Below are 449 nucleotides of genomic sequence, written 5' to 3' on the forward strand. Positions count from 1 at the left end.
GTTACACTGTCGGTGCCGGTGTAGAAGCCATGGTGACCGATAACATCACCGCCCGTCTGGAATATCGCTACAGCGACTACCAGAAGAAGGACTACGGTCTCGACTCCGGCGCGTTCTCGCGTGGTTTCGACGATCACTCGGTCAAGGCCGGTATCGGCGTCAAGTTCTGATCCTTTTTGGATCGGTTAAAGAAAAGCCGGGGTTTATGCCCCGGCTTTTTGTTTTGTGGCATACCGCCGAAATAAATGCCCGGCGATCAGGCCGGGCATTGTTCTTTCGCTAACCTCAGGCGGCGGCCTTCATTTCCGTGTAGGCTTCGAAACGCTTGCCGAAGGTTTCAGGCCAAGCGGCCAGCGCATCGCGCCCTTCGGCCCATTCGCCGGCAAAACGCAGGTCGAGATAACCGATCATCGCCGCAAGGGCGAAATGGCCGCCATGCAGCTTCTTGC

The 449-nt window shown here is 57.2% G+C and carries 1 protein-coding gene; it reads left to right on the top strand.

Going from position 1 to position 449, the window contains the following annotated elements; translation table 11 throughout:
* The coding region (locus LC455_RS32035; RefSeq protein ID WP_369075779.1) for an outer membrane protein at nt 1-170 on the top strand (170 nt) is incomplete at its 5' end.
* Nucleotides 171-449 lie beyond the last annotated feature (279 nt).

The sequence above is a fragment of the Neobacillus bataviensis genome (assembly GCF_019969725.1).